The 21608-nt window shown below is 72.4% G+C and carries 18 protein-coding genes; 12 read left to right on the top strand and 6 right to left on the bottom strand.

From position 1 onward, the window contains the following. Positions 1-12 precede the first annotated feature (12 nt). Both J2S58_RS01260 and J2S58_RS01265 read left to right on the top strand, forming a co-directional pair. Positions 13-1284 carry a winged helix-turn-helix domain-containing protein gene (locus J2S58_RS01260; protein ID WP_240188308.1) on the top strand — a complete coding sequence of 424 codons (1272 nt, stop codon included), beginning with the start codon at positions 13-15 and terminating at the stop codon, positions 1282-1284. 439 nt (positions 1285-1723) lie between these two features. Then, a complete protein-coding gene (locus tag J2S58_RS01265) occupies positions 1724-3136 on the top strand; it encodes a gamma-glutamyltransferase (RefSeq protein WP_205255206.1) in 1413 nt (470 codons plus the stop codon). Between the two features lie 51 nt (positions 3137-3187). Here the strand turns inward: J2S58_RS01265 and J2S58_RS01270 are convergent, their stop codons facing one another. Beyond that, positions 3188-4090, bottom strand: coding sequence for a DUF4097 family beta strand repeat-containing protein (locus tag J2S58_RS01270; protein ID WP_205255207.1), 903 nt, complete (start codon positions 4088-4090; stop codon positions 3188-3190). A 74-nt stretch (positions 4091-4164) separates the two neighbouring features. Beyond that, positions 4165-4722 carry a toxin-antitoxin system HicB family antitoxin gene (locus tag J2S58_RS01275; protein ID WP_205255208.1) on the bottom strand — a complete coding sequence of 186 codons (558 nt, stop codon included), beginning with the start codon at positions 4720-4722 and terminating at the stop codon, positions 4165-4167. Positions 4723-5044: 322 nt separating this feature from the next. Between J2S58_RS01275 and thyX the strand changes: the two genes are divergently transcribed. After that, complete coding sequence (gene thyX / locus J2S58_RS01280; RefSeq protein ID WP_205255209.1) at positions 5045-5806, top strand: FAD-dependent thymidylate synthase; 762 nt, start codon at positions 5045-5047, stop codon at positions 5804-5806. Between the two features lie 29 nt (positions 5807-5835). Here the strand turns inward: thyX and J2S58_RS01285 are convergent, their stop codons facing one another. Together J2S58_RS01285 and J2S58_RS01290 are read right to left on the bottom strand one after the other, a co-directional pair. Next, positions 5836-6420, bottom strand: a complete 585-nt coding sequence (locus J2S58_RS01285; RefSeq protein ID WP_205255210.1) for a hypothetical protein — start codon at positions 6418-6420, stop codon at positions 5836-5838. A gap of 143 nt (positions 6421-6563) precedes the next feature. Next, positions 6564-9860 (bottom strand): S8 family peptidase, encoded by a 3297-nt coding sequence (locus J2S58_RS01290; RefSeq protein WP_205255211.1) that lies wholly within the window; start codon positions 9858-9860, stop codon positions 6564-6566. Between the two features lie 398 nt (positions 9861-10258). Here J2S58_RS01290 and J2S58_RS01295 point away from each other — a divergent pair, with 398 nt between their 5' ends. The 9 genes from J2S58_RS01295 (at position 10259) to J2S58_RS01335 (ending at position 19283) form a co-directional block, all read left to right on the top strand. Next, a complete protein-coding gene (locus J2S58_RS01295) occupies positions 10259-10660 on the top strand; it encodes a DUF485 domain-containing protein (RefSeq protein ID WP_205255212.1) in 402 nt (133 codons plus the stop codon). Beyond that, the gene (locus tag J2S58_RS01300; RefSeq protein ID WP_205255213.1) at positions 10657-12366 is read left to right on the top strand and encodes a solute symporter family protein; all 1710 of its coding nucleotides are present in this window, start codon (positions 10657-10659) and stop codon (positions 12364-12366) included. Before J2S58_RS01295 ends, J2S58_RS01300 begins: the two co-directional genes overlap by 4 nt. Before the next feature lie 403 nt (positions 12367-12769). Then, positions 12770-13252 (top strand): hypothetical protein, encoded by a 483-nt coding sequence (locus tag J2S58_RS01305; RefSeq protein WP_205255214.1) that lies wholly within the window; start codon positions 12770-12772, stop codon positions 13250-13252. Positions 13253-13340: 88 nt separating this feature from the next. Beyond that, on the top strand, positions 13341-14225 hold the full coding sequence (locus J2S58_RS01310; RefSeq protein ID WP_205255215.1) for a class F sortase: 885 nt from the start codon (positions 13341-13343) through the stop codon (positions 14223-14225). An 82-nt stretch (positions 14226-14307) separates the two neighbouring features. Further along, positions 14308-14937: a TIGR03085 family metal-binding protein gene (locus tag J2S58_RS01315; RefSeq protein WP_205255216.1), complete on the top strand. Its 630-nt coding sequence runs from the start codon at positions 14308-14310 to the stop codon at positions 14935-14937. A gap of 29 nt (positions 14938-14966) precedes the next feature. After that, the gene (gene dapA / locus J2S58_RS01320; RefSeq protein WP_205255217.1) at positions 14967-15890 is read left to right on the top strand and encodes a 4-hydroxy-tetrahydrodipicolinate synthase; all 924 of its coding nucleotides are present in this window, start codon (positions 14967-14969) and stop codon (positions 15888-15890) included. Beyond that, on the top strand, positions 15887-17644 hold the full coding sequence (locus tag J2S58_RS01325; RefSeq protein WP_205255218.1) for a ribonuclease J: 1758 nt from the start codon (positions 15887-15889) through the stop codon (positions 17642-17644). Before dapA ends, J2S58_RS01325 begins: the two co-directional genes overlap by 4 nt. A gap of 1 nt (position 17645) precedes the next feature. Then, complete coding sequence (locus tag J2S58_RS01330) at positions 17646-18038, top strand: DUF952 domain-containing protein (protein ID WP_205255219.1); 393 nt, start codon at positions 17646-17648, stop codon at positions 18036-18038. A 237-nt stretch (positions 18039-18275) separates the two neighbouring features. Continuing rightward, complete coding sequence (locus tag J2S58_RS01335) at positions 18276-19283, top strand: aldo/keto reductase (RefSeq protein WP_370881845.1); 1008 nt, start codon at positions 18276-18278, stop codon at positions 19281-19283. A 25-nt stretch (positions 19284-19308) separates the two neighbouring features. Here the strand turns inward: J2S58_RS01335 and J2S58_RS01340 are convergent, their stop codons facing one another. Together J2S58_RS01340 and J2S58_RS01345 are read right to left on the bottom strand one after the other, a co-directional pair. Beyond that, the gene (locus J2S58_RS01340) at positions 19309-19923 is read right to left on the bottom strand and encodes a hypothetical protein (protein WP_205255221.1); all 615 of its coding nucleotides are present in this window, start codon (positions 19921-19923) and stop codon (positions 19309-19311) included. Between the two features lie 225 nt (positions 19924-20148). After that, positions 20149-21282 (bottom strand): uroporphyrinogen-III synthase, encoded by a 1134-nt coding sequence (locus tag J2S58_RS01345; protein WP_306826118.1) that lies wholly within the window; start codon positions 21280-21282, stop codon positions 20149-20151. Positions 21283-21608 lie beyond the last annotated feature (326 nt).

Raw genomic sequence — 21608 nt, forward strand, 5'->3', positions numbered from 1 at the left:
ACCATGCCACACATGGTCATCGGCGCCGGCGGAACCAGCGGTCGGGGGAGCGGTCCGTCACGGACCCTGTCCGCCGCGCAGGCGCGCCGGATCGCCGTGGCCGCGCAGCAGCTGGATCGGCCGCCGTCGCCCGGCCCGCGGGACCGGGGGCATCTGCGTCGGGTGGTCCAGGCCCTGGGCCTGCTGCAGATCGACTCGGTCAACGTGCTGGCCCGGGCCCATCTGCTCACCCTGCACGCCCGCCTCGGTGACTACCCGGTGGAGCTGCTCGACTCCCTGGTCTGGCCGAAGCGGGCGGCCGACCGCGTCCTGGTCGAGACCTGGGCGCACGAGGCGTCGATGGTGCCCGTCGAGCTGTACCCGTTGCTGCGGTGGCCGCGCCGGCACTGGAGCTCGACCTCGGCGGAGCGCTACCGGACTGACCACGCCGCCCTGCTCACCGCCGTCCTCGAGGTGGTGCGGGACATCGGCCCGGCCACGTCGGGGCAGATCGAGGCCGCCCTGGGCGCGCGGAAGAAGTCGATCAGCGGCTGGTGGGAGTGGTCGGAGACCAAGCGGGCCTGCGAGGCGCTGTTCAGCCTCGGCGAGATCGGCACGGCCCACCGGGTGGGCTTCGAGCGGTACTACGACCTGATCGAACGGGTCCTGCCGGCCGCGGTCCTCGCCATGGAGGTACCGGAGCCCGCGGACGCGCAGCGGGTCCTCGTCGAGCGCGCCGCCCGCGCCCACGGGGTCGGCACGGTGGGGGATCTCGCCGACTACTTCCGCATGGGGGTGGCGCCCACCCGCCTGGCCGTCCGGGATCTGGTCGAGGACGGCGTGCTCCTCCCGGTCGAGGTGCAGGGCTGGCGGCAGCCGGGCTATCTGCACCGCGACGCCCGGGTGCCGCGAGCGACGGCCGGGGCGGCCCTGCTGTGCCCGTTCGACCCGCTGGTCTGGGAACGCGACCGCACCGAACGCATCTTCGACTTCCACTACCGCATCGAGATCTACACCCCGGCCGCCCGTCGGATCTTCGGGTACTACGTGCTCCCCCTGCTGGTCGGCGACCGGATCGCCGGACGGCTCGATCTGAAGGCCGATCGGTCCGGCGGTCGGCTGCTCGTGCAGGCCGCATGGTGCGAACCGGGGCAGGATCCCGTGGCGGCCGCGGCCGCGGCCGCGGCCGCCGGGCGGCTGGCAGTGATGGCGCAATGGCTCGGGCTGGCCGCCGTCGAGGTCGCTCCCCGCGGGAACCTGGCGGCGGACCTGGACCGCGAGGTGAGGGTGGTCACGAACGGGTAACCTTTCGTGGCTCTGGGGCGTCATACCGGGTGAGAGCAGGGAGCAGGACTCCTGCGCCCACCTCTCACGAGGTCAGCAACGAAGCGGCCACCATCCGATTCGACGCTGGAGGTAGCACCCATGAACGAGATCACCGAGATGTACCGGGCCGATCGCGCCTACACCCTGACGGTGGCCACGATGGCCCTCGTCGCCGCCCTGCTGGGCACGGCCTTCCTCATCTTCGCCTGATCCGCCCTGCTGCTGCAGTACGCCAGCAGCGCCTGACCGAGCCCCGGTCCGCCCCCGCATTGCGGGAGGTGGGTCGGGGCTCGGTCCGTTCGGGCCGTCGCGTCGGGTCGGCGCACCGCCCCGACCCGACGTGGTCGGTGCCGGTCGGCGGGGAGCAGACGGTCCGGCGCGGTCCCTCCGGGTAGGGGTCGGCCGGTAATCTTCGTCGGTGAGTTCACTGCCCGCCGGGGTCGCCGCCGGTCATCCGTCCACCGCGGCCGTCGGACTCACCGTCCTGTCGGCCGGCGGGTCCGCCGCGGACGCCGCCGCCGCGATGGTGTTGGCCGGGTGCGCGGCCGAGACCCTGTTCACCGGGCTCGGTGGCGGCGGCTTCGCCACCGTGTTCGAGGCGTCGACCGGGACCGTCCACGGACTGGACTTCTTCGTCGCCGTCCCCGGACTGGACGGCACGCTCCCCGGCCCCTCGCACGACATCGCCGTGGCCTTCGGCGGGGTGTCGGTGCCGTACGCGATCGGCGGGCCCAGTGTGGCCGTGCCCGGTACCCCGCTCGGCGTCGCCGAGCTGCACCGCCGGTTCGGACGGTTGGACTGGGCCGAGATCGTCCGTCCGGCCAGGGATCTCGCCGAGGCCGGGGCGGCGTTCCCGCAGCAGCACGCCGATCTGCTGCCCGACGTCGCCGCGGCCATGGTCATCGGCGCCGGAGTGGGGGTCTACACCCGTCCCGACGGCGTGGGCGGTCGGCGCCATCTGCAGGGCGGCGAACTGCTGCTGCACGAGGGTCTGGCCGACACCATGGACGACCTGCTGCACGAGGGCCCGGAGGTGCTGACCACCGGTCGCCGCGGCCGCGCGCTGGTCGACGCCGTCCGCGCCGACGGGGGAGCGATGTCCCCGGACGACATGGCGGCCTACCGGGTCGCGGATCTGACGCTGCGCACCGTGCCGTTCGGACCGGCGGAGGTCAGGGTGCGCGGCAACGACCTCGACGCCTTCGCCGACACCCTCCTCGCCCTGGACGTCGACGCGGTCCGCGCGGGCGGGGTTCCGCGGGCGCTGGCCCTGGTCGATGCCCTGCGCGCACCCACCCGTCGCTCGGAGACCACCAGCCTGGTGGCGGTGGACCCGGACGGGAACGCCTGCGCGGTGACCCATTCCCTCGGGTTGGGGTCAGGGGTGTGGACCGGTGGCGTGCACGGGAACTCCATGCTGGGCGAGGGCGAACTGCTGCGCGGCATCCTGGTGCCCGGCGACCGGATGCCGTCGATGATGGTGCCCCACGTCGTCACGGATGCCGTCTCGGGTGGCCTGCTCGCCGCCGGTGGCGCCGCCGGCGGCAGCCGGATCCGCAGCAGCCTGCTGCAGGTGCTGGCCGGGATGCTGCTGGAGCAGCGGGGGACGGCTGCGTCGGTGGCCGCCCCTCGGCTCGCCGCCGCGCCCGGCCTGGTGCATCTGGAGCCTGGCTTCGGCCCGGGTGTCGCCGCGACCCTGTCGGCCCGGGGCGAGCAGGTCCTCGAATGGCCCGGTCAGCGGCCGTTCTTCGGTGGCGTCGCGATGATCGGGCGCGACGGCGCCGCCGCCGACCCCCGGCGCGGCGGCACGGCCCTGCTGCTGGCCGACTGATACGGCGCGGGGTCCGGTGACCGGGTCCCACCAGGCCTCGTGCCGTCGGTCTCAGGCGGGCACGGAGCTGCGTACCCGGATGTCGCCGGACGTGCTGGTCACCGCGATCGACGCGGGGGAGCTGCTGTCCGGGGCCTCCGGGGTGATCTCCAGATCGCTGCCGGCCGTCCCGGAAGCGGTGTGCAGGGTCAGGGCAGCCGCGGTTCCGGGATGAACTCCGACGACGACATCACCGCTGACCGAGGTGATCTCGACCCCGCCGCCGATCAGATCGGCCACGGTGACCCGTCCGGACACGCTGCGCACCGAGGTGGGTGCCTGCACGGTGGTGAGCCGGACCGCCCCGGAGGTGGTGGCCACCGTGGCGTCGTGCTGCACGCTGCCCACGGTGATGTCACCGGACGCCGTCCGGATGTCGATCTGCTCGCCGGTGGAGCCGACGGTCACCGCGCCGGAGGCCGTCGAGGCGGCCAGCGACCCGTTCGCCTCCTGCAGGACGACGGTGCCGGAGGCGGTGCGCGCGTCCACGTGGTGGGCGGGACCGTGCACGGTCAGATCGGCGGCCTGTGACTGGACGCGGACGTCCGAGCCGGCCGGGGCGGTGACGACGACCGAGAACGCGGAGCGCCAGCTGGTCCGCGCCGGGTCGGTGTCGACGACCAACCGGGCCCTGCCGGCGGGCCGCTCGGTGGTGGACCGGTCGGCAGTGGTGTCGGCGGTCGGGTCGGTGCGGCCCGGGCGGGCGGGGATGAGTTCGACCCGGGGCAGCGGTTCGTCGCCGTCCCGGTTCACGCCCGCCGACCGCAGGACGCCGTCCAGGAAGGACATCGCACCGCCCGTCGCCGGTCCCACCTCGACGGTGGTGGTGTGCGTGTCGGTGAGGTCGATGCGGATGTCGCCCGCGGCGTTGCGGACCTCGACGACGATGGGCTCGGGGGTCAGGAAGGTGTCCATGGGTCTCCTCGGGGAAGCGGGTGGGCGGCTGAGGGTGTCGGCTGCGCGCGGTCGTGGCGTGCCGGTCGGCCCGATCAGCCCTGGACGAACCCGGTGACGGTGCTGCCGCCCGGCCTGGTGGCCGAGTGCTCGCGGTGGCCCTTCCCGGGCACCGCGGAACGCACCGAGTCGGCGACGGCGCGGGAGATGTAGGTGTTGAGGGAGACGCCCTGGTCACCCGCGGCCCGTTCGGCCTGGGACTTGAGCTCCTGGAACAGGCGCACCGTGGTCCGTGACAGTTCGCCTCCGACGTCCTGCAGGTGGCGGCGCAGTTCGTCGGGGGAGGTGGGCGTCCCGTCCGCCTCCACCCCGGTGGGGGTGTCGGCGCCGGGGCCGCCCGGGCCGGCGACCGGATGGTCGGTGATGCGGACCCGGACGTTGCGTCCGTCCAGGTGCAGGTCCACGGTCCGGCCGTGCAGCTCGCCGGTGACCTCGGCGGCCAGGTCGGACAGGGCGTTCATCAGCGCGAGGCGGGCGGCGGGTTCGATGGCGCCGGCGAGCAGGGTCGCCGCCCGCCGGGTGTCCTCGTCGCCGACGGCCGCGGCGGACAGCAGATCTTCACGGAGGGAACTCACGTACGGGGTCAGGTCCATGACATCAGTGTGACACCAGAGATGACGTCACTCAAGAGATTTGTGACGTCAGTTTGACGCCACATGGCCCACGCAGTGACGTCACAGGCTTCTCCCACCGTGCGAAGGCGTCAGTGCGGGTGGGGACCTCGACGGCGGCCGTTCCGCGGGCCGCGGTGGTCGCGCACATTCGGGTGGCCACCGTGCGGTGCCCATGGCGTCCCGATACCGGGCCCCGCTCGACACCCGCGCCGGTCGGCCCACCCGACACGTGCCGGAGCACCCGGCCGACCCGCCACAGCGGCGACCGGAGGGCATTGACCCGGTGTGAGAGGGTCGCCGGGTGAGCGCCCCCGAGTCCCCGTCCGCGCCTGGGGTGCAGTTGATCGGCCGGACGGAATTCCTCCCGCCGGCGGACGTGCCGTGGCAGACCGATGCCGACGGTGGCCAGGCGCTCGCCGAGTTCGCCGGCCGCGCCTGCTACCGGTCGTGGTCCAAGGCGGTGCCGGCCACCGCGACCAACGCCGGCTACCTCGAGCACATCCTGCAGGTCGGTCATCTATCGGTGCTCGAGCACAGCTCGGCCACGTTCTACCTGACGGGCATCTCCCGGTCGGTGTCCCACGAGCTGGTCCGTCACCGGCACTTCTCGTTCTCGCAGCTCTCGCCGCGGTTCACCCCGGCGGGCGGGCCGGGGGTGGTGGAGCCGGCCGTCATCGCCGCCGATCCCGCACTGCACGAACGCTTCTCGACCGCCGTGCAGGCCGCGGCGCAGGCCCACGCCGACATCCTTCGACTGCTGGACGAGGCGGCGGTCGATGCGCCCGACGGCGCGCTGGCCCGCAAGCAGGCGCGGCAGGCCGCCCGGGGCGTGCTCCCGGCGGCGTCCCGGACGGACCTGGTGATGACCGGCAACCTGCGCGCCTGGCGTCATCTCATCGGCACCCGGGCCACGGAGGCGGCCGATGTCGAGATCCGGTCCCTGGCCGTCGCCGTGTTGGAGCAGCTGCAGGCCCTCGCCCCGCATGCGTTCGCCGACTTCCGGATCAGCGACCTCCCCGACGGGACGCGGCTCGCCGCGTCGCCACTGGTCGGCGAGGGCTGATCCACGGGTCCTCGTGGAGCGGACGGGCCTCAGTCCGGCACCACCTCGGTGACCTGGAACATCCGCCCCTGCTGACAGAACGACATCCCGCCCTCGACGAACTGCCCGCGGACCTGCACGGGGTCGTCGCCGCCCTGGGCAAGCAGCTCCGCCGAGGGCAGGCCGACGAGGTTCGCCAGCACGCCGCCGTCAGCGGTGAGCACGACGCACCCGGACTCCACGCCGGGCCCGATCGTGCCGGTGAGCGTCTGCTCCGCTGCGCCGGGCCCGGCCGGGAGAGAGACCGAGACGGATGGCGACGGCACGATGCTCGGTCCGGCGGGATCCGTCGTCCCCGCACCGGAGGACGCACCTGAGGACGGGGCCGTGGTAAGGATCGGGGAGGTCGGGGCCGGGTTCGACGGATCGCTGCTGGACGGTGCGGCCGAGGATGTCGTGGTCGGGGCGGTGGCCGCGCCCGATCCGGCGTCGGTGGACCCGCACGCGGTCAGCACCAGGGCGAGCACCGTCGCGAGGAGGGCCGCCCCGAAGGCTCCTGCGCCGGTGCGGTCCGGACCCGGTGCCGGGGACGCGGGGTCGCGCAGGGGCCGGGTCCGTGTCGTCGTCCAGGTCATCGCGTACTCCGATCTGTGGTCGTGCGGTCGAGTGTCGCCGACCCGGGTGTCGTGCCGGGACTCCGGAAACGGGCAGACGCCCCGCCCCTGGAGGGGACGGGGCGTCTGCCCGATCGGTTGCCCGCCTGCGCAGGCGGCCGGTGTCAGCCGCGGAGGCTGACCACCTGGCCCTTGGTTCCGTTCAGCCCGTGCAGGTGGATGACGAGCGCCTGCGCGGCGCCGGTCCCGCCACGGGTGTACGGGATGGCGGTGTTGCTGTTGTCGAAGTACAGCGGGTCGGAGACCTGGACGGCCGGGGTCGCGACATCGAACGGGATCATCGGGGTGCTGTCGATGTCGCCCAGGTTGTACGGGGCGAGCCCGCTCTGGGTGCCCACCGAGTAGCTGATCGGGAAGCTGGTGTCCGCCGGCGTGATGCCGAGGAACGCCGGGTTCACCGGGATGAGGATCGTGTTGGTGTCGAACACGTTCGTGTCCACGTCGCCGAACTGGAAGTTCACCGGCTGGACGTCGAGGGTGTCCCCGGTGGCCAGGTCGGCCAGGATCGCGACGAGCACGTCGGTGCCGGTCAGGTTCTGCACCTGGGACCGCAGGTCCGGGGTGCCGTCACCGTTCACGTCGATGTCGACGTAGGGGTACGTGGTGTTGCCGACGGTCGCCCATCGGCTCCACGTGGTGGCACCGAACCACACGCTGCCGGTGGCCACGGTGCCGTCCGGGCCCTTGGTCGCGCCGGCCCCGACGTAGTGCAGGTCGCCGGCCAGGGTGGAGGCGTTGTAGGTGCACCCGGTGGTGATCGTCGCCGAGCAGATCGGCGCCCGGGGGCTGTCGTAACCCATGGTCATGACCGAGACCATGGAGTTGAACGACGAGCTGGACGGGGCCTGGCTGACGCCACGACCGGCGATGCGCAGCGCGCGGGAGGTCCCGTAGGCCGAGTCGTAGGCCCGGGTCAGCGAGGCGGGCTTCGCCGCACCGTAGACCGGCACCCGCAGAGCGGACTGATCGCCCGCGGGCTTGACCAGCAGGAGACCCGAGGCGGCGGACACGAACTGCCGCGGCACATCCAGCTGCAGGGCCTCCATCGTGGGATCGATGACCTTGCGCAGCTGCGCGGGCGACACCGTCATGGTGACGGTGGCGGTGACGGACCCGCCGGCGGGCACGGTGGCGGTGGTCGGGGAGACGCTGTACGCGACGCCCGGCTGCGGGGTGATCTCGTCGTAGGACATCGCCACGTCGGCGGCGGCCGATCCGGTGTTCTGGACGGTCACCGTGCGGGTGCGCGTCACGGTGTCGGCGGAGACGGGGGCCTCGACGACGCCGAAGGAGGCGCTGACGCCCCCGGAGACGTTGGTGGAGAAGGCGAGCAGCGGGGTGGTGACGGCGGCGAGCGCATCGACGCGCCCGGTGCCGACCCGGTTCGGGCCGTAGCGGAGACCGCTGCGGTCGGTGCCGGTGAACAGGTCGTTGTCGGCGGTGTTCATGACCGCCGCCTTGACCTGCTCGACGCTCCAGGCCGGGTGGGCGGCCCGCACCAGCGCGGCGATGCCGGCGGTGTGCGGAGAGGCCATCGAGGTGCCGGAGAGCACGGCCGCGTCGTCCCCGGAGCCGATGCCGGCGGAGGCGATGGTGTCACCGGGGGCGGCGACATCGGGCTTGACCACGCCCAGCGAGCCGTGCGAGCTGCGCGAGGTGAACGACGAGATCGTGTCGGTGATGGAGTCGTCGTAGGTCGGCAGGCTGCGGGCGAGCTCACCGGAGAAGGTGATCTGCAGGGTGCCGGCCACGGCCGCCGGGGCGAGCGCGGCGGTGGAGGCCGAGGTCAGCTGGACGACCGGGATGACCGGGCTTCCGGTGATGCCGGCGCCGAACACGACCAGGTCGGAGGTGAACAGGGCACCGATGGCGCCGGCGGCGGCGACGTTGGCGGAACGGGCGCCGGAGCCACAGGCCCGGGTGGCGTCGTTGTCGTCCCACTGCAGCCAGGCGATCTTGCCGGCGACGAGCGCGGCGTCCTCGGGGGACAGCGCGGTGCAACCGTCCGCGTTGGCGGCGCTGAGCGGGGTGACCGTGCCGGACACGTCCGGTGCGGACGCCCACGGGTAGGCGACGGAGAACTGGCCGCCGGCGACACCGGCGACATCGGCCGGGGCGTCGACGCGGACGCCGTCCCGGAGCTGGAAGGAGTCCACCGTGCTGGCCACGGCGATGCTGCGCACCGCGTTGCCCGGGGAACCGCCGGAATCGGTCAGATCGCCGGAGTTGCCGGCGGACAGGACCGGGATGACGCCGTAGTAGGCGAGCTTGTTGATCAGCAGGTTGTCCGGGTCGTCCACCACGCCGTAGTCACTGCCCAGGGACAGGTTGATGACGTCCAGGTGGTCGGAGAAGTCGCCGTCCGCGTTCGGGTCCAGGGCCCAGTCGAGGGCGACCATGGTGGCGTTGGTGCTGCCCTCGCAGCCGAACACCTTCAGCGCGTAGAGATCGGCCAGCGGCGCGGTGCCGGGGCCGATGCGCATCGCGTTGAGCTCGTCACCGGTGAGCGACGGGTAGTCGCCGGTGAAGGTGCTGCCGTCCGCGTTCACGCCGAAACCGGCTGCGGTGCCGGCGACATGGGTGCCGTGGCCCTCGCAGTCGATCGGGTTCGGGTCGGGGATCGGGGTGGAATCGGCCTCGACGTTCGCGTTGTAGGCGTCGCCCACGAAGTCGTAGCCACCGACGACCTTGGCGGTCGGGGTGAACGGTCCGGCCTCGTCGGCGGAGGCGGCCTCGAAGGCCTCGACGGTGCCCGGTCCACCGAAATCGGCGTGCGTGTAGTCGATGCCGGTGTCGATGATGCCGACGCTGACGTTCTTGCCGGTCTGCCCGGTGTCCTGCCACGTCTTCAGTGTCTGGGTGAGCTGGACGGCGTTGGAGTTCATCAGCTTCTTGGGCACCAACGGGGTGATCTTGGCGACGTCGTCCCGCTCGGCCAACGCGGCCAGGGCGGCCGGGGTGGTCCGGATGGCCACGCCGGGAACGGCGTTGGTGATGGTGAAGAGCTCCTCGGCGGCGGCATCGGTGGCCATGGCCTCGTCGACCACGGCGTCCGTGGTGCCCTCGACCTCGCTGGTGCGGGCCTGGGCCGCGGCCTGGGCGGCCGGGGTCCCGGCGCCGGCGGCGAGGGTCTCGGCGCTCGCGTCGGCCGCGCCCTGTCCGGTGAACTGCACGAAGACCGCCTGGCTGGCCCCGGAGGTCAGGTCGACCTGCTCGCTGAGCTTGCCCGTGGAGGGGGTGCCGGCCGCATCGGCCAGCGGAACCGGCTGCGCCGCCGGGGGGAGGGGAGCGGCCGGAGCGGCTGCGGAGGTGTTCACCCCCGTCACCGAGAGGGTGATGGCGGTGGCTCCCGCCAACGTCACCGCCATGAGCCGTCGCCGTGCCGTGCGAGGTGATCGCATCCGCAGTCCTGTCTTCGCGTGGGTGGGGGCCCCGGACGGGCGTGCTGTGGTGACAGCGAACACTCAGGCCGGTCACACGAAAACCTAACCCGACCCACCGACAGAGGCCACCCTCGGGGGTGATGAATCTCCCCCGACGGGTGACGGTCGAGGGACGTCCGGTCGCTTCCGAGCCCTTGCACCGCGTGTTCTCCTGCCGCCGTCCCACGTCGGAGGAGATGCGGTGCCCGGCGTCACCCGCCCGGTTTCCCGACCCGGCGGCCACGGGGATCCGCGGTGCGTCGACTGGTGGGTCGGTCGCGAGCGGCCTAGCGTGACGGGCGTCACGGTCGAGGGTGCGCATGTCGAACGACCCACCTCACGGCCGGACGGCGCCACCCATCGCCCCCGGAGGTTCCATGGCCCCCCCGTCCTCCCCACCACCGGAATCCGGCGGCGCACATCGCCCCGGGTCCGCCGGTTCCGACTCACCCAGGTCGTCCCCGGCGGTCGGTCCGCCCTGGGAGGAGCTCCAGGACAGTGCGCAGTTCGCCGATCTCCGGCGCGCCGTGCGCTCGTTCATCTTCCCGCTGACGGTCGCCTTCCTCGTCTGGTACCTGACGTACGTGCTGTGTGCCGCCTACGCCCGCGGCTTCATGGACACCCCGGTGTTCGGGAACGTCAACGTGGGGTTGATCTTCGGCCTGCTCCAGTTCGTCTCGACCTTCGGCATCGCGCTGGCCTATTCCCGGCACGCCGACCGCCGGATCGACCCGCTGGCCGACCGCATGCGCGCCGAGATCGAGGAGGCCGCCCGATGAACGCCGCCGGGACCGGTGCCCTCTCCACCACCACGACGGCGCTGGCCGCCCCCGGCACCGACACCTCCCACCAGGGGCTGACGATCACGCTGTTCGCCGTCTTCGTGGCGGCGACGATCGGCATCACCATCTGGGCGAGCCGGCAGACCCGGACGGCGGCCGACTTCTACGCCGGCGGGCGGTCCTTCACCGGATTCCAGAACGGTCTGGCCATCGGCGGGGACTACATGTCCGCGGCCTCGTTCCTGGGCATCGCCGGCATCATCTCCCTCTACGGGTACGACGGGTTCCTCTACTCCATCGGCTTCCTGGTCGCCTGGTTGGTCGCCCTGCTGCTCGTCGCCGAGCTGATGCGCAACACCGGCAAGTACACGATGGCCGACGTCCTGTCGTTCCGGATGCGTCAGCGGCCGGTGCGGACCGCCGCGTCGATCTCCACCGTGGTCGTGTCGATCTTCTACCTGCTCGCCCAGATGGTCGGCGCGGGCACCCTGGTCTCGTTGCTGCTCGGGATCTCCTCGCCGGCGGCCAAGAACTGGACCGTGGCCGGTGTCGGCCTGCTGATGATCATCTACGTGGTCTTCGGCGGGATGAAGGGCACCACCTGGGTGCAGATCGTCAAGGCCTGTCTGCTGATCACCGGCGCCGGCGTGATGACCTTCTGGGTGCTGGCCAAATACGGGTTCAACGTCTCCTCGCTGCTGGGCGCGGCGGCCGACAACTCCGGCAAGGAGGGTTTTCTCGAGCCGGGGCTGTACTACGGCAAGGAGACCGCGGACGCGACGGCGACGCTGTTCTCCAAACTGGACTTCATCTCCCTGGGCATCGCCCTGGTGCTCGGCACCGCCGGCCTGCCGCACATCCTGGTCCGCTTCTACACGGTCCCGGACTCCAAGGCCGCGCGGAAATCGGTGAACTGGGCGATCGGCATCATCGGCGTCTTCTACCTGATGACGCTGATCATCGGCTTCGGCGCTGCCGCCCTGCTGACCCAGAAGGAGATCGTCGAACGGAATCCCGCCGGCAACACCGCGGCGCCGCAACTGGCCGAGGCCCTCGGCGGCGTGGGGACCGGACTCGGGGCGGTGATGCTGTCGGTCATCGCGGCGGTGGCGTTCGCGACGATCCTGGCCGTCGTCGCCGGCCTGACCTTGGCCTCGTCGGCCTCGCTGGCCCACGATCTCTACGCCGGGGTCCTCCGACCCGGGCGGACGACGGGCAAGCAGGAGGTCCGGGTCGGTCGGATCTCGGCCGTGGTCATCGGCGCGGTGGCCATCGCGCTGGCCATTCCCGCGCAGGGTCTGAATGTCGCCTTCCTGGTGGCCATCGCGTTCGCGATCGCCGCGTCGGCCAATCTGCCGTCGATCCTGCTGTCGTTGTTCTGGAAGCGGTTCAACACCCGCGGGGCGACCTGGGGGATCTACGGCGGGTTGGGGTCGGCGCTCCTGCTGCTGGTGTTCTCGCCGAACGTGTCCGGCAAGCCCGTCAACCCGACCACCGGTAAGTCGCCCAGCCTGATCAGCGACCCCGGCGTCGACTTCTCCTGGTTCCCGCTGGACAACCCCGGACTCGTCTCCATCCCCCTCGGATTCTTCTTCGCCTGGCTCGGCACGGTGACCAGCCGGGAATGGAACAAGGCCAAGTGGGCGGAGATGGAAATGCGCTCGCTGACCGGTGCCGGCGCCGAGAAGGCGGAGGAGCACTGACGGTCCGGAACGGATCGGGGACTGACGCGGAAGGGACCGGGGAACCGGCCGGGGCACACCCGGCCGGTTCTTCGTTGTCCAGGCCCTGTCAGGCATCCGGGGCTTCGCCTCGAAGGGCGCTCGATGTCGTCCGGGCCGAAAGCTCAGGAAAACTCGGCGACACGCCCCGTCATGCTCCTCAGTAACACTGTTCACAGGATTCACATGCGTAACCTCCGACCCAGTCCGGCGGCAAGACGCCGGTGATCCTTATGGGAGGGGAACTGTGCGTACTCGTGGATTCCTGGCTCGATCGGTGGCAGCCACCGGTCTGGCCCTCGCGCTGGCAGCCGCCGCGCCGCTGGCCGCCTCGGCCGAACCGACTTCGACGGCTCTGCCGTCGCCGGACTGTGCCATTCCGAGCTTGACCGCCGTGCCGACCGATCTGGCCCCGGGCACGGTCGTCACCGTCTCCGGTCAGAACTTCTCCGGCTGCGCGACGACCGACGGCACCGCTCCGACGCCGGAGATCCCGGTCAAGGTCGGTGTGCTGACCGCCGAGGACGAGATGGGTGACCTGCTCGCCGAGACCACCACCGCGGCCGACGGCTCCTTCACCGTGCAGATCACCATCCCGGCCGTGAGCACGGCCGAGGACCAGATCGCGATCGGGGCGCAGTCCGAGGACCCGGCCACCGGGCTCGTGTACTTCTTCGCCCTGCCGCTGTCCTACACCGGCCCGACCGCCACCCCCACCGCCGTCCCGGCCGGTGTGGGCGATCTCGCCGCCAGCGCGAGCGACGGCGAGAAGGGCATGCTCATCGGCCTCGGCGCCGCGGGCTTCCTGCTCGTCGCCGGCGGTGCCACCGTTGCGGTGCGTCGCCGCGAGCACGCGCAGCAGCACTGATTGACTCCCTGCGGGGGCCGTGCGGCCCCCGCAGGGAAGCATCGGCCCGCCTGGAGCCAGGCGGGCGGCGAGTGGAGGACGATCGGACGTGGCAGCCCCCCGGGTGCGTCGGCGCGGGCTGACCCAGCGCGATCGCCTCACCCTGACGATCATGACCCTGGGCACCGCCCTGCTGGTCACCGCGATGGTCCTGTTCAACGGACTGACGCCGGCCCCCACCGAGTTCGGCTCGGTCTCCGCGGCCGCCGCGCCGGCGGCATCGTCCGAATCCCCCCAGGGCACTGTTCCGGCCCGGACGAGCGCACCCGGTTCGGTGGCCGCCGTCGCGGCCCCGGCCAGCACCGTCCCTCCGGCACCGGCCACTGCCTCCGCCGCCACCGACAGTTCGCCGGCCGTGAGCCCCGCCGTGACCGACGTACCGGCGGCCTCGCCGAGTGAGACGCCCGCGACCACGGAACCGTCCCCGGCCGCCCCCACTCCGGCTCCGGCCGCCTCCACGCCCGTGGCGACGACCCCAGCCGGGCCGAGAGCCGCTGTCGCGCAATCCATCTCGATCCCCTCGCTCGGCGTCACCGCGCCCGTGCTGCCGGTGGGCAGCACGGACGGAGTGGTCGATCCGCCGGAGGATCCGGCCCAGGTCGGCTTCTACACCGGCAGCGTGCTGCCCGGTTCTCCTGCCGGGAGCACCGTGCTGGTCGGCCACGTCAACTACGCCAACGTGCCCGGCGCCCTCATCGGCCTGACGAAGGTGAACGAGGGTGACACCGTCCAGGTGGCGACCCTCGGCGGTCGCACCGTGGAGTACCGCATCACCGCGCGGGAGGTGTTCGAGAAGGCCGAGGGGCTGCCCGCCGATCTGTTCGTGACCCACGGCCCGGCCCGGTTGGTCCTCATCACCTGCGGCGGCCCGTTCGACACCGTGGCCCAGCGTTACGAGGACAACGTCGTGGTGGTCGCCACTCCGGTGGTCTGACCCGTCGACACCCCTCGGTCGCCCGGCCCCGCTCCGTCGGCACCGAACCGACCCCGGGGTGGGCCGGGCTAGATTCGCAACCATGACCCTCGCGCAGTCCGAACGTTCCGCCCTGGCCGACCTCTTCCTCGAGCTCGGTCCGGACGCGCCGACCCTGGACGAGGGCTGGACCACCGCTGACCTGGCCGCCCACCTGCTGGTGCGCGAGCGTCGGCCGGACGGGGCCCTGGGCACCCTGCTCCCCCCGCTGTCCGGGTGGACGGACAAGGTCATGGCCGGGTACACCGCGCAGCCGTGGGCCCACCTGGTCGAGCTGTACCGCTCGGGACCCCCGGCCTGGAACCCGATGGGCTGGGGGAAGATCGACCAGCTGGCGAACTCGGCCGAGATGTTCATCCACCACGAGGACGCCCGCCGCGGCGCACCGGGGTGGGAACCCCGCGTCCTGGGCCAGGCCGAGACCGCCGAGCTGCGCGGGATCCTGAGCTCGTTCGTCGTCAAGCAGATGGTGCGCAAGGCTCCGATCGGGGTGCGTGCGGACACCGGGGGTGGCCCGGTGGTGACCCTGAAGAGTGGCGAACCGTCGGTGACGATGACCGGCGCGCCCGGCGAGATCCTGCTCTGGCTCTCCGGTCGCGACGCCTGTCGGGTCGAGCTCACGGGCGCGGATGCCGACGTCGCGGCGCTCCGGCGGCTGAACCGGTCGATGTAGGGCGGTGCCCGGGCGGTAGGTTTGCCGCTATGACTGCGCTCATCGCCGGACCGTCCGGCCGCGAGGGACGTCCCTTCGGCACCGTGCTGGCCGCGATGGTCACCCCGTTCACCGCTGCGGGCGATCTCGACCTCGACGCCACCTCCGCCCTGGCCGAACGCCTCGTCGACGAGGGCAACGACGGCCTGGTCGTCAACGGCACGACCGGCGAGTCCCCGACGACGAGCGACGACGAGAAGCAACGGGTCGTCCGGGCCGTCGTCGAGGCGGTGGGGGACCGGGCCACGGTGGTCACCGGAGTCGGCACGTCGGACACGGCGCACTCGATCCGCCTGGCCCGGCAGGCCGAGGCGGCCGGCGCCCACGGCGCGCTCGTGGTGACGCCGTACTACTCGCGCCCGCAGCAGCAGGGCCTGCTCGCCCACTTCGCGGCCGTCGCCGACGCGACCGAGTTGCCGATCATGCTGTACGACATCCCCGCCCGGTCGGTGGTGGCCATCGAGCCGGACACCCTGCTCCGCCTGGCCGAACACCCGCGGATCACCGCGGTGAAGGACGCCAAGGGAGATCTGTACGCCGGTTCGCGGGTGATCGCCGGGTCGGACCTGGCCTACTACTCGGGCGACGACCCGCTCACGCTGCCCTGGTTGAGCGTCGGCGGGGTCGGGATCGTCAGCATCATCTCCCACGTCGTGGGACCGCACGTCCGGGCCATGGTGGAGGCCACCGAGCGCGGCGACTACGTCCGGGCCCGCGCCATCCACGAAGCACTGCTCCCCGCGCACGTCGCGATGGGGCGTTGCGGCGGCGGGGCCGGCCTGGTCTTCGCCAAGGCCGCCCTGCGCCTGCGGGGGTTCGGCGTCGGGGATCCCCGGCTGCCGCAGATCCCCGCCACCCATGAACAGACCGAGGCTATCGCCCGGGACCTCGATGAGATCGGACCCTTGAGATGAGTTCAACCGGACCGGGCGACCGGTCGTACGGCGGCGGCGACCGAGGGGACCGCGGTGGCCGCGGGGGCGATCGCCCGGCCCGCGCCCCGCTGGCCCCGCCCCGCCTGCCCAAGGGTGCGCTGCGCATGGTCGCGCTGGGCGGCATCGGCGAGATCGGCCGCAACATGACCGTCTACGAGTACGACGGCCGGCTGCTGATCGTCGACTGCGGGGTGCTGTTCCCCGAGGACGCGCAGCCCGGGGTCGACCTGATCCTGCCCGACCTCCGCCTGGTGGAGAACCGCGTCGACGACATCGACGCGGTGGTCATCACGCACGGCCACGAGGACCACATCGGGGCCCTGCCGTGGCTGCTGCGACTGCGCAAGGACCTCCCGGTCATCGGGGCTCGCTTCTCCCTCGCCCTGATCGCCGCGAAGTGCCGCGAGCACCACATCACCCCGAAGCTGGAGGTGGTGAAGGAGGGCGAGCGACGGTCGGTCGGCGCCTGGGACCTCGAGTTCTTCGCGGTCAACCACTCCATCCCGGACGCCCTGGCCGTGGCCATCCGCACCCCGGCCGGCACCGTCCTGCACACCGGCGACATCAAGCTCGATCAGCTCCCGCTCGACGGCCGCCTGACCGACCTGGGCGGCTTCGCCCGGCTCGGTGAGGAGGGCGTGGATCTGTTCTGCGTCGACTCCACCAACGCCGAGGTCCCCGGGTTCGTCGCCCCCGAGCGCGACATCGGGCCGGTGCTCGACTCGTTCATCGCCAAGGCCCGGCAGCGGGTCATCGTGGCCTCGTTCGCCTCGCACGTGCACCGGGTCCAGCAGATGCTGGACGCGGCGGAGGCCCATCACCGCAAGGTCGCCTTCGTCGGCCGGTCGATGGTGCGGAACATGCAGATCGCCCAGGAACTGGGCCTGCTGACGGTGCCGGACGGTCTGGTCCGCTCGTTGGACAAGGTGCTGGAGCTGCCGCCGGAGCAGGTGCTGCTCATCTCCACCGGGTCGCAGGGCGAGCCGCTGTCCGCGCTGTCCCGGATGTCGCGCGGCGAGCACCGCCAGGTCAACCTCATCCAGGGCGACACCGTCATCCTGGCCAGCTCGATGATCCCGGGCAACGAGACCAGCGTCTTCACCGTGATCAACGAGCTCGCCCGGGTGGGCGTGACCGTCGTCCACCAGGGCGTGGCCAAGGTGCACGTGTCCGGCCACGCCTCGGCCGGCGAGCTGCTCTTCATGTACAACGCGGTCAAGCCGAAGAACGTCATCCCGGTGCACGGCGAATGGCGCCACCTGCGCGCGCAGGCGAAACTGGCCGTGCTGACCGGGGTTCCGTCCGACCGGGTCATCCTGGCGCCGGACGGCACCGTCGTCGACCTCATCGACGGCCGCGCCCGGATCTCCGGCCACATCCCCGTCGGCATGGTCTACGTGGACGGCAACGCCGTCGGCGATGTCGGGGAGACCACCCTGTCCGACCGGCTCGTGCTCGGTGAGGGCGGCTTCATCTCCATCACGGTGGCCATCGACTCGCACACCGGACGGGCCGTCGGCGCGCCGACGATCGCCGGCCGCGGGTTCTCCGACGATCCGAACGCGTTGGACGCGGTCGTCCCCATCGTCGAGGCGGAGCTCGCCCGCAGCGAGGCCGACGGGATCACCGATCCGCACCGCATCGCCCAGTCCGTGCGCCGCGTGGTCGGCCGGTGGGTCGGCGACGTCTACCGTCGCCGCCCGATGATCGTGCCGACCGTGCTGGCCGTCTGAGATGACGACGGCGGACCGGTCGGCCTCGGACGTCCCGCACGGGTCCGACGAGAGCCAGGGGCTGCTCTACCACTGCGCCACCCAGGCGCAGTGGGCCGATCTGCAACGGGACGGCGAATCCCGGGTCTCCACCCGGGGTCGCACCCTCGAGCAGGAGGGTTTCATCCACTGCAGCTACGCCGGGCAGGTCGCCGGTGTGCTCGAGCGCTACTACGCCGACGTGGACGAGCCGATGCTGCTGCTGCGCGTCGATCCGGCCCTGGTCGGCGCGGAGGTCGTGGTGGAGAACGGATTTCCGCACGTCTACGGCCCGCTGCCCCTGGTCGCCGTGTTCGACACCGTCCCGTTGACTCGCGGCGAACAGGGTTGGGAGCTCCCACTCGCCCCCGAGTGAGCGCTCCCGCCTCTGTTCGCGGATGTCCTCTGCCGCCCGCACCCCTGGCTCATCCCTCGCACCCACATCCGGTACCGGGAAGAGCCGGGGGTGTGTGCGTTCCGCCCCGGCACGGGCGGGGTACTCCCGAGGGGGCGGGTCAGCCGTGGGGAGCTTCCGGCCGCCCGATCACGAACCGGCCGCCACGTCCCCGATCCGCGCCACCACCACCTGCACCGAGGAGATCCATCCATGACTCTGGAACACCGCACCTTCGGACGACTCAAGCTGACCGGGGCGGCCCACGCCTCGGCCTCGGTGGTGGGCCTGGGCTGCTGGCAGCTCGGCGCCGACTGGGGTGAGGTCAGCGAGGACGACGCCCTGGCCGTCCTGCGGGCCGCCCACGACAGCGGCGTGACGTTCTTCGACACCGCCGATGTCTACGGCGACGGCCGCAGCGAGAAGCTCATCGCCCGGTTCCGGGCCGAGCTCGGGGACGCCGCGGCCGGGATCATGGTCGCCACCAAGGTCGGTCGGCGCGCCGACCCGTTCGTCGCGGAGACCTACTCCGAGGAGAACCTGCGGGCCTGGGTGGACCGCAGCCGCACCAACCTGCAGACCGACACCCTCGACCTCGTCCAATTGCACTGCCCGCCGCCGGCCGTCTACGACATGGACCCGGTGTTCGACACCCTGGCCGAGCTCCGTCAGGAGAACGTCGTGGCCGGATTCGGGGTGTCGGTGGAGACCACCGCGGAGGCGTTGACGGCCATCGCCCGGCCCGGGGTGGTCAGCGTGCAGATCATCCTCAACGCCTTCCGGCTCAAGCCGCTCGACGAGGTGCTCCCCGCCGCGATGGAGGCCGGCGTCGGCATCATCGCCCGCGTGCCGCTGGCCAGTGGGCTGCTGTCCGGGAAGTACACCGCCGACACGACGTTCGACGAGAACGACCACCGCAACTACAACCGCGACGGGGCCGCGTTCGACGTGGGCGAGACCTTCTCCGGCGTCGACTTCGCCACCGGACTGGCCGCCGTCGACGAGCTGAGAGCCGATCTGCCCCAGGATGTTCCGCTGCCGCAGGCTGCGCTGCGTTGGATCATCGACCAGCCCGGCGTCACCACCGTGATCCCCGGGGCCCGCAACGCCGACCAGGCCCGGCGCAACGCCGCGGCGGGGGAGTCCACGCTGCCCGCCGGGTTCGCCGACACCGTGCGCCGGGTCTACGACGCGCGTATCCGGGAGAGCGTCCACACCCGCTGGTGATCCCGGCGGGCCGGCGCTCCGCGCATCACGGCTCCCGCCGGGAGCGTCGGTTCAGGGCGAGGACGCCGGACCCGAGCACCGCGGCCACCAACGCCGCGACGACGGCGATTCGGGGTCCCGTCCACGAACCGGAGTCCGCGTCCTCCTGCGCCCGTTCGGTGGCCGCCCGGGCGTCGAACACGCTCTGCATGTCGTCCGCCGGCGGCTCGGCCGGGCCGAGGGCGGCCAGGTCGGTCGCAGCCACGGCGGCCAGGGGCGCGGTGCCGCTGCACAGGTGGGTGCTGATCCGACCGTCGGCGATCGTGCCGAGCACCAGGTACGGCCGGCCGGCGCGCAGGGCGATGCCGCAGGAGGCCTCGGACAGCGCCGAGTCGACCTCGACCGTGGCGGTGACCGGACCCCGGTGGACCGCGTCGACGCTGAACGACCAGTGCACCGGGGCGTCGGAGGACTGCAGGCCGTCGACCGGGAGCGGGACGTCCGCGGCGGTGGGGGTGCCGGTGAAGATGATGTCGGCCCTGGCCTGCTGGGCCGAGAACGGTTCGTTCGTGCAGCTGCACGCCGCGGCGGTCCCCGGGACCAGGAGGGTCACCGACCCGGCCAGGATCGCGCCGATCATCAGGAGGACCAGACGCCTCATCGGTTCCTCCGTTCCGCGTCGGCGCTCCTGTCCGGTTCCGCTCCGGACAGGGTGGGCGCACCGTCGTGCCGGGTGATCCGGCCGGCCCGTCCCGCACCATCGTGGGAGACGGGTCGGTTGCCGGCCACTCCAGGGATGACCGGCAGATCCCCCGCCGGGAGGACGGAAGGCGGCGCCGAGAGGTTGCCGGGCGGCGACGGGGGGAGTCGCCGCCCCGGCGTGACCTCAGTACCGGCCGCTGGACGCGACCTCCGGGTCGAAGGCCAGTCGGTAGCCGCGCTTGACCACGGTCTGGATGATGCGGGGCTCGCCGAGGGCGGTTCGCAGTCGGCCGATGGCCACCTCGATGGCGTGGTCGTCGGCGGATCCGCCGGGGAGGACGGCGGACAGCTCGGCCCGGGTGTGCACCTGGCCGGGGTGTTCGACGAGGGAGCGCAGCAGGGCCATGCCGCTGGGCCCGGGGCTGACGAAGCGGTCGTCGATCAACACACCGGTGCCCCGCAGCTCGAGCGTGTGCCCGGCGGCAACGACCCGACGGGCGAACCGGGCGGGGACCTGCACGGAGATCTCCCGGACCATCGCGCCCAGCCGGGACCGGTTGGGCTGCACCACGGGGATGCCGGCGCGGTCCAGCGGGGCGGCCGTGACCGGCCCCACCGCCACCGCCAGCACCTCGGAGTGCAGGGCGTCCCGGACCTGATCGCCCAGGCCGAGCTCGTCGGCGATCTGCAGGAAGCTCACCGCGGCCGGCGCGCTGGTGAAGGTGAGTGCCTGCATCTCCCGCGCGGCGACCTGCTGGCAGAGCTTCACCAGGGGGGCGGTGTCGACCGGCAACGTCCAGCGGTAGACCTGGATCTGCTCGACGGTGGCGCCCGCCTCGTGCAGCACGTCCACCATGTCCGGCAGCGGTTCACCGTGCAGCTGGATGGCCACCCGCCGGCCCTGCAGGTCCATGGTCAGCAGTCGTTCCAGCACCTCGGTGGACGACTCGGACTCCGGCGACCACTCGCCGAACAGGCCGGCCGCGTGCATCGCCCCGACCACCTTCGGGCCACGGGCGAGAAGGGTCGCCCGCTTCAGCACGTCCAGCAGGCCCTCGCCGAGGCCCCAGCCGTCGGCCGCCTCGATCCACCCGCGGAAACCGATGCCCGTCGTGGCGACCACGATGTCCGGCGGCGCGTCCACGCAGGCCTGGGTGGCCCGGCGGAGTTCGTCGTCGTTCTCCAGCGGCACGATGCGGATGGCGGGGCCGTAGAGCACGGTCGCCCCGCGGCGGGCCAACGCGGCCCCGAACTCCTCCCGCCGGCGGGCGGCGGTGATGCCGATGGTGAATCCCGCCAGGGAGCTGACGTCAGCCACGACGGACCTCGGGCTGGAGCTGGGTCGGCATGAACGGAAGTATCCCCATCCCATGTTTCCGGCGTGGGTCCTCGGCCCCGGGGCACGGGCTGTCCCGCTCCCTACCCCGGGCGACCACCGGATCTGCCGACCACCGGAACGCTGCCGGCGGTACCTCACAGCGACGGACCGTCGCCCTGTGCGCAGATCGGTACCAACGGGTAACGCGGGCGCAACCAGCGCCCGAGGGCGGGCGGACACCATGGGACCACTCCACCGGGTGATGGCTGCCCGGGGGGACACGGCGGTCCGGGCGGTCCGGCAGCCGTGGGCGCCGCCCCGACCGC

This window comes from Nakamurella flavida, assembly GCF_030811475.1.
GTDB lineage: Bacteria > Actinomycetota > Actinomycetes > Mycobacteriales > Nakamurellaceae > Nakamurella > Nakamurella flavida.

Bases quoted from the DNA above. Each gene is read 5' to 3' on its own strand.
- J2S58_RS01260 (WP_240188308.1), top strand. From the start codon at position 13: ATGGTCATCGGCGCCGGCGGAACCAGCGGTCGGGGGAGCGGTCCGTCA.
- J2S58_RS01270 (WP_205255207.1), bottom strand. From the start codon at position 4,090: ATGGACACCTTCCTGACCCCCGAGCCCATCGTCGTCGAGGTCCGCAAC.
- J2S58_RS01275 (WP_205255208.1), bottom strand. From the start codon at position 4,722: ATGGACCTGACCCCGTACGTGAGTTCCCTCCGTGAAGATCTGCTGTCC.
- J2S58_RS01285 (WP_205255210.1), bottom strand. From the start codon at position 6,420: ATGACCTGGACGACGACACGGACCCGGCCCCTGCGCGACCCCGCGTCC.
- J2S58_RS01290 (WP_205255211.1), bottom strand. From the start codon at position 9,860: ATGCGATCACCTCGCACGGCACGGCGACGGCTCATGGCGGTGACGTTG.
- J2S58_RS01295 (WP_205255212.1), top strand. From the start codon at position 10,259: ATGGCCCCCCCGTCCTCCCCACCACCGGAATCCGGCGGCGCACATCGC.
- J2S58_RS01300 (WP_205255213.1), top strand. From the start codon at position 10,657: ATGAACGCCGCCGGGACCGGTGCCCTCTCCACCACCACGACGGCGCTG.
- J2S58_RS01315 (WP_205255216.1), top strand. From the start codon at position 14,308: ATGACCCTCGCGCAGTCCGAACGTTCCGCCCTGGCCGACCTCTTCCTC.
- dapA (WP_205255217.1), top strand. From the start codon at position 14,967: ATGACTGCGCTCATCGCCGGACCGTCCGGCCGCGAGGGACGTCCCTTC.
- J2S58_RS01325 (WP_205255218.1), top strand. From the start codon at position 15,887: ATGAGTTCAACCGGACCGGGCGACCGGTCGTACGGCGGCGGCGACCGA.
- J2S58_RS01330 (WP_205255219.1), top strand. From the start codon at position 17,646: ATGACGACGGCGGACCGGTCGGCCTCGGACGTCCCGCACGGGTCCGAC.
- J2S58_RS01340 (WP_205255221.1), bottom strand. From the start codon at position 19,923: ATGAGGCGTCTGGTCCTCCTGATGATCGGCGCGATCCTGGCCGGGTCG.